8 protein-coding genes are annotated in these 10,000 nt (G+C 31.6%); all 8 read left to right on the top strand.

All coding sequences use genetic code 11. From position 1 onward, the window contains the following. The coding region (locus LDL23_RS08850) for a HAMP domain-containing sensor histidine kinase (protein ID WP_291265369.1) at positions 1–849 on the top strand (849 nt) is incomplete at its 5' end. An 85-nt stretch (positions 850–934) separates the two neighbouring features. Further along, on the top strand, positions 935–1,312 hold the full coding sequence (locus tag LDL23_RS08855; protein WP_291265370.1) for a hypothetical protein: 378 nt from the start codon (positions 935–937) through the stop codon (positions 1,310–1,312). 92 nt (positions 1,313–1,404) lie between these two features. Further along, entirely contained in the window at positions 1,405–5,739 is a 4,335-nt protein-coding gene (locus LDL23_RS08860) for a CusA/CzcA family heavy metal efflux RND transporter (RefSeq protein WP_291265371.1), read from the top strand. Positions 5,740–5,748: 9 nt separating this feature from the next. Further along, complete coding sequence (locus tag LDL23_RS08865) at positions 5,749–6,861, top strand: efflux RND transporter periplasmic adaptor subunit (protein WP_291265372.1); 1,113 nt, start codon at positions 5,749–5,751, stop codon at positions 6,859–6,861. A 13-nt stretch (positions 6,862–6,874) separates the two neighbouring features. After that, entirely contained in the window at positions 6,875–7,381 is a 507-nt protein-coding gene (locus tag LDL23_RS08870; RefSeq protein WP_291265373.1) for a hypothetical protein, read from the top strand. A 19-nt stretch (positions 7,382–7,400) separates the two neighbouring features. Further along, entirely contained in the window at positions 7,401–8,108 is a 708-nt protein-coding gene (locus LDL23_RS08875) for a VIT family protein (protein WP_150111907.1), read from the top strand. Positions 8,109–8,359: 251 nt separating this feature from the next. Further along, positions 8,360–9,217 carry an ATP phosphoribosyltransferase gene (gene hisG / locus LDL23_RS08880; protein WP_291265374.1) on the top strand — a complete coding sequence of 286 codons (858 nt, stop codon included), beginning with the start codon at positions 8,360–8,362 and terminating at the stop codon, positions 9,215–9,217. 35 nt (positions 9,218–9,252) lie between these two features. Further along, positions 9,253–10,000: histidinol dehydrogenase (hisD, locus tag LDL23_RS08885; protein WP_291265375.1), on the top strand; the 748-nt coding region annotated here is incomplete at its 3' end.

The following is a 10,000-nucleotide window of genomic DNA, read 5'->3' on the forward strand; positions in this document are numbered from 1 at the left end:
TTTGCAGGTAGAAACATTAAACCTGTTCGAACAATTATCGATACTTCAAGTCAAATTACTAAAGATAATTTACAAACTCGAATTCCATTGCCTCAAAACAAAGACGAATTGTATGTTTTGTCTCAAAACATAAACAATTTGTTGAACCGAATAGAAAGTGCTATTGATCGTGAAAAACAATTTACTTCAGATGCTTCTCATGAATTAAGAACACCATTAGCCGTTATCAAAGGTACAATGGAAGTTTTAATCAGAAAACCAAGAAATCAACAAGAATATGAAGAAAAAATTCTATTCTGTATTTCAGAAGTAGATAGATTAAATCATATGGTAGATCAATTGTTGCTTTTAGCCCGATTTGAAAATCAGAAGCAAAATGTAAAACAAGAAACGATTTATTTAAATGCTTTAATTTTAGATAACCTAACTCGTTTTTCAGAGAAAACCGAAAACAAGAAAATTAAAATTGTTACCGATTTTACAGAAGATTTTTATGTTCAATCTGATAATTATTTGGTTTCAATCATATTTAGTAATCTGATTTCTAATGCAATTAAATATTCCAATGATAATGGGAAAATTGAATTAAAATTAGAGAAAACTTCAACAGATATAATCTTCACTATTGCTGATAATGGGGTTGGAATTTCAGAACAAGATTTAAATAAAATTTTCAATTCTTTTTATCGTTCTGACGTTACCAATCATCCTGATATCAAAGGTACGGGTTTAGGTTTATCAATAGTAAAAAGACTTTGCGATTTATTAAGAATCAAAATTTCAGTTGAGAGTAGAATTAACGAAAAAACAAAATTCATCTTACAATTTCCCTCAGCTAAACTTAAGTAGTTCTTAAGTTTTTGTTTATTTTTATTGTTTACATTTGTAATGTAATTTTTAGCTTACAAAAATGTAACTATTTCAATTATATAAAATGAACAAATTAATTGCCTATTTCTTAATCTCTGTATTTATGTGTGCTAACACATCGATGGGGCAATTATTAAAAGTTCCAAACTTAATCGAGCATTATGTTGAGCATAAAAATGAATTAACTACCGCTTCAATTTCATTTATTGACTACATTAAATTACATTATTCTAAAAACGTAGACAATAACCAACACGAACATCAAGATTTACCATTTAAAACTCTAGATAATTCGCTAACTGTATTATTTACGTTTTCGGTTATTACTTATGAAATACAATTATTAAAGCCTCTAATTTCTCATAAAAAGAAATTTTTCTACAATAAATCTTTTAAATCCAATTTGATTGCTTCAATTTGGTTGCCACCTAAAATAGTCTAATATTTTGTTTTATTAATTGATTCATTTTTAATGATTCAATTGAGTTTATCTATAAAGATAAATGTTATTTTTATTTATTTAAATTTACTAAAATGTTAGAAAAAATTATTGCTTTTAGTTTACGAAACAAACTTATAGTTCTATTATTCACTTTAGGTGTATTTGGATTTGGTTTGTTTTCTGTTTTCCAAATTTCTATTGGGGCTGTTCCAGATGTAACGAACAACCAAGTACAAGTTATTACAACTTCCCGAAATTTATCAACTCAAGATATTGAACAATATATAACCTATCCAGTTGAAATAGAAATGGCGAATTTACCAAGTGTAAAGGAAATTCGTTCTATTTCTAAATTTGGTTTATCAGTGGTAACTATTGTTTTTGAAGATGAAATTGGAACCTATTTGCCACGACAATTAATCGCGGAAAAAATAAAAACCGCTTCAGAGAAAATTCCTGAAGGTTTTGGAACTCCTGAAATGGGACCTATAACAACGGGTTTAGGAGAAATTTATCAATATACGTTAGAAGTTAAACCCGAATTTAAAAATCAATATACGGTCACCGATTTACGAACTATTCAAGATTGGGTGGTGAAACGTCAATTATCAGGAATTAAAGGAGTTGTCGAAATTAATACCTGGGGAGGTTACTTAAAACAGTACGAAATCGCTATCAATTCGGCAAGCTTAAAAGCAATGAATATTTCAACTTCAGATGTATTCACTGCATTAGAAAAAAATAACAGTATTGCCGGAGGTTCTTATATCGAAAAAACTAACGAAAGTTATTTTATTCGTGGTGAAGGAAAAGTAAATTCAATTGAAGATATTGAAAACATTGTTGTTAAAAACGAATCTGGAACTCCAATTTATATTAAAAATGTAGCTAAAGTACAATTTGGTCACGCCAATCGTTTTGGTGCGATTACTGGAAATGGAGAAGGAGAAAAAGTTTTAGGACAAGTGATGATGCTTAAAGATGGTAACTCAAAAAAAGTAATTGAAGATGTGAAGCACAGAGTAGCCGAAATCGAAAAAACTTTACCAGATGGTGTCTATATAAACGGATTCTTAGAACGAAGTGAATTAGTAGGAAAAACAACCTTTACTGTTGCAGAAAACTTAATTTTAGGATGTTTAATCGTAATTTTTGTTGTTGTTCTTTTATTAGGAAACTGGCGTTCTGGATTGGTGGTTGCTTCCGTAATTCCACTTTGTTTATTGTTTGCCATTTCTTTCATGAATATTTTCAATATTGATGCTAACTTAATGAGTTTAGGTGCAATTGACTTTGGGATTATAATTGACGGAGCTGTAATTATTGTGGAATTCATTGCATTCCAAATCGTAAATAAATCAAGTCATTTAGTAGGTTTAGATAAAAAAGAACGTCAGTTTGAAATTGACCAGATTACGTATAAAAGTGCTTCAAAAATGATGAATTCGGCTGTTTTTGGACAGTTAATTATCTTAATTGTATTCATTCCAATTTTATCACTTTCAGGAGTAGAAGGAAAAATGTTCAAGCCTATGGCAATGACGTTTAGTTTTGCCTTATTAGGAGCCATGTTATTCTGCTTTACGTATGTTCCAGTTGCGGCATCACTATTTTTAAAACCTAAAGAAGAAAACCCAAATTCGTTTTCACATCGATTAATTAATAAATTGAATTCTTGGTATTTACCTGTAATTAGATGGGCTCTACACAATACCAAAAAAGTTTTATATGGTGCGGTTGCTTTACTTTTCATTGCAATTGCTTTGTTTTCAACCATGGGTGGCGAATTTATCCCACAATTAGATGAAGGCGATTTTGTGATTCAACCCGTGTTAAAAACAGGAACCTCATTATCAAAAACTATTGAAACAACGACTAAAATTGAGAAAATCATCTTAAAAAATTTCCCAGAAGTCAAACAAGTGGTGAGTAGAATTGGTGCCGCAGAAGTACCAACTGACCCTATGAGTATGGAGGAAAGTGATATTATCGTTAAGTTAAAACCAAAATCAGAATGGGTTTCCGCTCATTCAAAAGATGAATTAGCTGATAAAATTAAAGAAGCATTAGAAAAACAAATTCCTAACATGGAAATTGAGTTTACCCAACCAATCGAAATGCGTTTCAATGAATTAATCTCGGGTTCTCGTTCTGATGTAGCAATTAAAATTTTTGGTGAAGATTTAGATATTTTAGCTAAAAAGGCTCATGAAGTAGAGAAAGCCATTCGAAATGTAGAAGGTGCTTCAGATATCATCATTGAAAAAACAGAGGGTTTACCTCAAATGTTTGTGCAATATGACCGAAGTAAAATCGCTCGATATGGTTTAAACATTGCCGATTTAAATGAAATGATTGCCTTAGGTTTTGCAGGTAAAGTTGTAGGAAATGTATTTGAAGGCGAAAAACGTTTCGACATGGTAATCCGTTTAGATCAAACCAACAGAACTGACATTGAAGATTTACGAAATTTATATGTTGCTACTCCAAATGGCGAGCAAATTCCATTACGAGAACTAGCTAATATTCAATATACTGAAGGTCCAGCAAAAATATCTAGAGACAATACCAACAGAAGAATTGTGGTAGGAATCAATGTAAGAAACCGTGATTTACAAAGTGTGGTAGATGATGTAAAGAAAATTATTGAAGCTAAAGTCGATTTGTCACCAGGATATCGTGTTACTTACGGAGGTCAGTTTGAAAACTTAGAAAGCGCTAAAGCCCGATTAATGATTGCGGTTCCAATTGCTTTGTTCTTAATTTTTATCTTACTGCATTTTGCTTTTGGTTCCATTAAAGAAGCAATGATGGTTTATACAGCCATTCCGCTTTCTGCTGTAGGAGGGATTTTATTTTTATGGATTCGCGATTTGCCATTTAGTATTTCAGCAGGTGTTGGTTTTATTGCGTTATTCGGAATTGCTGTACTAAACGGAATTGTATTAATTGAACATTTCAAAGAATTGAAACACAGCGGCATGAAAAACATGAACGAACTGATTTTAAAAGGTACAACAGATAGACTTCGTCCTGTATTATTAACAGCAGCTGCAGCAGCTTTAGGATTTTTACCAATGGCCATTTCATCTGGAGCAGGAGCAGAAGTACAACGCCCGTTAGCAACAGTTGTTATTGGTGGTTTAATAACAGCAACTCTTTTAACATTAATCGTTTTGCCCGTTTTATTCAAGATTTATGATGAAAAAGAAGAGAAAAAACTAAAATTCAAAAAAATGAAAAACAATAACATCATTATCTTTTTGTTATTCAGTTCATTATTAGGCTACAGTCAACAAAGTAATCCAGAGTTAGATAGTTTGGTTTCAAAAGCAATTACTAATAATAAAAACATAAAATCAGGACAATTACAGGTCGACAAAGCAAAACAAGCTATAAAACTAGCATACGATTTTGAAAAAATGAATGTTTATTACAGTTATGATCAAAACAATTTGGCTTTAAATAATCAGCCTTTAAAAGTATTTGGAGCCCAACAATCGTTTGCTTTTCCAACGGTTTATGGAGCACAGCGTAAAGTATATTCAGCTGAATATGAAAAGGAAAAAGCAGGTTTTGAAATACAAAAGAATAAACTTTCTTTAGAGGTTTCTAAAGTATATTACGAAATCGTTTATTTGAAACATCAAGAAAAATTGTATCAATATTTAGATAGTTTATACCAAAATTTCTCAAAAGCAAGCAATCGAAGATTTGAATTAGGCGAAACTAACTATTTAGAAAAAATTACCGCCGAAGCAAAATTTAGACAGATTAGAACTAAGTTATCACAAATAGACAAAGCCAAAGCTGCTCAGTTCGAATTGTTGCAATCATTAGTACAAAGCGATGAAAAAATAGGAATTGAATTATCAGAAATTAAACCGTTGATTAATTTTCAAAATACTTCAAGTAAAGAGTTATATACTTCTTATTTAGAAAGTGTTACAAAAAAATATAAATCAAATGAAAGTTTGCAAAAACAAAACTGGTTACCCAATTTAAATTTGGAATATTTTCAAGGAAAAAACACAGGATTATCACAATCTTTGTATGGTTTTCAAGTTGGGTTAGCTGTTCCTATTTTGTTTAACGGAAACATTGCAAAATCAAAAGTAGCTAAATTAGAGTCACAAGCTTGGGAACAGCAAAAGCAAAACGAACAAACTAAAATTGAGGCTTATATTAATCAAAAAAATAATGAGTTAATTCAATTTCAACAAGCAATCAATTATTACAATGAATACGGAAAAAAAGTATCTGATGAAATTATTAAAGTTGCAAACAGTAGCTACAAACAGGGTGAAATCGACTTTTTTCAATACATTTTAAGCTTAGAAAATACAACAACTATTCAAGTAGAATATTTAGATGCAGTTATTCAATACAACAAAACTCAATTAGATTTACAATATATCAATTTATAAGAAATACCAATGAAAAAGATTTTATATATACTTACGTTAATCACTTTAACTGTTTCATGCAAAAATGAAGTAGTGGAAGAACCGGTAAAAGATGATGGATTAATTACGGTTACTGCGGAACAATTTAAATCTTCAGGAATGATTGTTGGCACACCATCAGAACAAGATTTTGATGTTACAGTAAAAGCATCAGGAAAAATAGATGTTCCACCACAATATCGCGCTAAAATAACACCCTTTATTGGTGGTTATGTTAAAGCAACTAAGCTATTAGTGGGTGATAAAGTTTCAAAAGGGCAAGCTTTAATAACATTAGAAAACACCGAATATTTAGACATTCAAAAAGATTATGTTGAAGTAGCCGAACAAATCAACTATTTAAAATCCGAATTTGAGCGTCAAAAAACGTTGTATAATGAAAAGATTACTTCTCAAAAAAACTATCTAAAAGCGGAAAGCGATTATCGTCAAGCAAAAGGAATGTATCAAGGTTTACGCGAAAAATTACTCTTGTTAAATATCAATCCAGCAAATGTTGAAAAGGGAAGATTTACATCCGTAATCACGTTATCATCGCCAATCTCAGGAGATATTACAGTTATGAATGCGAATGTTGGAATGTTTATGTCGCCATCAGATGTAATTTTAGAAGTCGTGGATACCAATTATTTACACTTGAATTTAAGTATCTTCGAGAAAGACATTTTACATGTAAAACAAGGACAAAATATAAGTTTTACTATTCCAGAAGCAAGTAAAGATGTTTTTACTTCAAAAGTACAATTGGTTGGAAAATCGATTGAAAATAAAGACAGAACCATTTCCGTTTTTGGAGTTTTAAATCCGTCAGATAAATCAAAATTACTATCCGGAATGTTTGTAGAAGCTGGAATAGTTATCAGTTCTAAAAAAGGTTTAGGAATTCCAGTTGATGCATTAATAACAGAAAACAATAAATATTTCGTACTTTTATTACAAGAAAATAAAGGAAATTATATTTTTAAGAAAACACTAGTAAACATTGGTGAAAAATCAGAAAAGTATGTTGAGATTTTACCAAACGAAACCATTAATGAAAACTCAAAAATAGTAACAAAAGGAGTTTTCGATTTAACTAATTAAAAAACAAAAAATCATGAACGACGCACATTTACACATGGTAGTAAACCATTTTCCAATTATTGGGACAATTTTTGGATTAGGAATCTTAATTGCTGGTATCTTTTTTAAAAACAGCGTAATAAAAAATGTAGCATACGTAGTATTTGTAGTAGCCGCAATTTTTAGTGCCGTAAGTATGGCTACTGGAGAAGGAGCGGAGGAAATTGCAGAAAAATTACCTTTAGTAACTCATCATATTATTCATGAGCATGAAGAAATGGCTGAAAAATTAGCTATCGTTTTATATGCACTTGGATTAGTTTCACTTATTGGATTGTATTTAAACTTTAAAAATCATGCAAAAGCCAATTTGATTTCTTATTTGGCTGTTTTAATTGCAGTTGTTGGAGTGTTTTTAGGAAAACAAACAGGAACAACAGGTGGCGAAATTCGTCATACCGAAATTAGAGAAAATGCATCTCAAGCAATTGATGCACCACAAAACGAAAACGAACATGAAAAAGCAGGTGATGACAATTAAATCTTAAAGAAGTTGGTCAATGGAAAATCAAAATGAGAATTACTTAGATAATCATTTCATTCATAAAAGCAACTGGCTTAGAGCGGCTGTTTTGGGTGCTAATGACGGCATATTATCAACTTCAAGTTTAGCTATTGGTGTTGCTGCCGCTAGTGAATTTAGAGAGCCAATTGTTTTAGCAACCTTAGCCGGTTTAGTAGCTGGAGCATTGTCAATGGCTGCAGGTGAATATGTTTCTGTAAGTTCTCAAACTGATGTTGAACATGCCGATATTGAAAGAGAAAAAATTGAACTTGATGAAATGCCTGAGCTTGAATTACAACGTTTAGCAACAATTTATGAAGAAAGAGGTTTAAAAAAAGAGACTGCTTTATTGGTTGCTAAAGAATTAACAGCTCATGATGCATTAGGCGCTCACATTCGTGATGAACTAGGAATCAATGAAATTAGTCAGGCAAATCCGTTACAAGCAGCAATGGCTTCTGGTGTTGCGTTTACAGTTGGAGGTATTTTACCATTGTTGGTAACATTATTTTTCCCGGTACACAACATGGAATATTATCTTTATGGTTTGGCAATTCTATTTTTAGGATTCTTAGGTGCTTTAGCCGCTAAAACTGGAGGTTCAAACATTGTTAAAGCTGTAATCCGTGTTACCTTTTGGGGAACGATAGCAATGGTATTAACCGCTATTGTGGGACATCTTTTTGGAGTTCAAATAGCTTAAACAAAATATAAAATTTCAAAAACATTTTGTTTATTCGGAAATTTAGTTGTTACCTTTGCAGAGTTAAATAATAACAGAAATTATGTTTTTAAATCAATTACATCATCATCATACCTCCGCTCAAGCGAAGTAATGATGCTATGTAATTAAATCATATAAATCAGAAACCCGTTTGAGTACATCAAGCGGGTTTTTTATTGTTAATCATTTTTAAAATCCCTTGGTGTACTTTTTTAAAACAAAATTTAAAAATGAACACACTAAAAATTGCTATTCAAAAATCAGGTCGATTACACGATGAAAGTATTCAAATCTTAAAAGATTGTGGAATTTCAGTGTACAATGGTAACGACCAACTCAAAGTTACTGCTTCCAATTTTCCTTTAGAAGTTTACTATTTAAGAAATTCTGATATTCCACAATATTTGATTGATGGTGTGGTAGATATTGCGATTGTTGGTGATAATTTATTAGTTGAAAAAGGGCAAAACATTCAAATTGCTGAGAAATTAGGATTTTCAAAATGCAAAGTTTCGGTTGCCGTACCAAAGAACTTCAACTACAATTCGATTCAAGATTTAAACGGATTACGAGTTGCAACTTCCTATCCAAAAACCGTTGTGGATTACTTTTCTTCGAAAGGAATTTCAGTAGACATTCACCAAATCTCAGGTTCTGTTGAAATTGCTCCAAACATCGGACTTTCAGATGCTATTGTAGATATTGTTTCTAGCGGAAGTACGCTATTCAAAAACGGTTTAAAAGAAGTCGAAGTGATTTTAAAAAGTGAAGCTGTTTTGGCCGTTTCTCCAAGAATTTCGGATGAAGCAAAGCAATTAGTTTCAAAACTTCAATTCCGAATTCAATCCGTTTTACGTTCGAGAAAATCGAAATACATTTTGATGAATGTTCCCAATGATAAAATTTCAGAAATCAGTAAAATTCTTCCTGTTTTAAAAAGTCCAACAGTGATGCCATTAGCTGAAGAAGGATGGAGTAGTGTGCATTCCGTAATTGATGAAGATAAATTTTGGGAAGTCATCGACCAATTAAAAGAAGCCGGAGCTGAAGGCATTTTGGTTTGCCCAATTGAGAAAATGGTCCTTTAAAAGAAAACAGAGAATAGAATTTAGAAAATAAAATCATGAAAAAAATATACAACCCTCAACCCGAAACTTGGTCAGAAATTTGTAAACGACCAACGCAAACTTTCTCAGACGTAGAAGAAACGGTGAAGCAAATTTTTAAAGAAGTACAACAAAAAGGAGACAAAGCCATTGCAAAATATGCTTCCTTCTTTGATGGCGTTACTTTAGAAAATATCCAAGTCACTCAAGAAGAAATTGAAATTGCTAAAAATGAAGTTTCTAAGGAACTAAAAGAAGCCATTCAATTAGCCAAATCAAATATCGAACAATTTCACGCTGCTCAAAAAACAGATAAAATTGTAGTAGAAACTACTATCGGAGTTACGTGTTGGCAAGAAAAAAGACCAATTCAAAAAGTGGGTTTATACATTCCAGGTGGAACTGCTCCTTTGTTTTCAACGGTTTTAATGTTGGCTGTTCCAGCAAAGTTAGCAGGTTGTAAAGAAATTGTATTATGTTCGCCATCGGATAAAAATGGAAAAATTAATTCCGCAATTCTATATGCTGCAAATTTATGTGGCGTAACTAAAATCTACAAAGTAGGCGGAATACAAGCTATTGCAGGAATGACATTTGGAACTGAAACCATTCCGCAAGTGTATAAAATCTTCGGACCTGGTAACCAATTTGTAACGATTGCAAAACAATTTGCATCTCAAAACGGAGTAGCTATCGATATGCCAGCAGGACCAAGTGAATTATTAGTATATGCAGATGAAACGGCAATTCCAAGTTTCGTAGCTT

It is taken from the genome of Flavobacterium sp. (assembly GCF_020217025.1).
GTDB lineage: Bacteria > Bacteroidota > Bacteroidia > Flavobacteriales > Flavobacteriaceae > Flavobacterium.

What these genes read in the sequence shown, in the direction of transcription:
- LDL23_RS08855 (WP_291265370.1), top strand. Translation starts at nt 935, where the DNA reads ATGAACAAATTAATTGCCTATTTCTTAATCTCTGTATTTATGTGTGCT.
- LDL23_RS08860 (WP_291265371.1), top strand. Translation starts at nt 1,405, where the DNA reads ATGTTAGAAAAAATTATTGCTTTTAGTTTACGAAACAAACTTATAGTT.
- LDL23_RS08865 (WP_291265372.1), top strand. Translation starts at nt 5,749, where the DNA reads ATGAAAAAGATTTTATATATACTTACGTTAATCACTTTAACTGTTTCA.
- LDL23_RS08870 (WP_291265373.1), top strand. Translation starts at nt 6,875, where the DNA reads ATGAACGACGCACATTTACACATGGTAGTAAACCATTTTCCAATTATT.
- LDL23_RS08875 (WP_150111907.1), top strand. Translation starts at nt 7,401, where the DNA reads ATGGAAAATCAAAATGAGAATTACTTAGATAATCATTTCATTCATAAA.
- hisG (WP_291265374.1), top strand. Translation starts at nt 8,360, where the DNA reads ATGAACACACTAAAAATTGCTATTCAAAAATCAGGTCGATTACACGAT.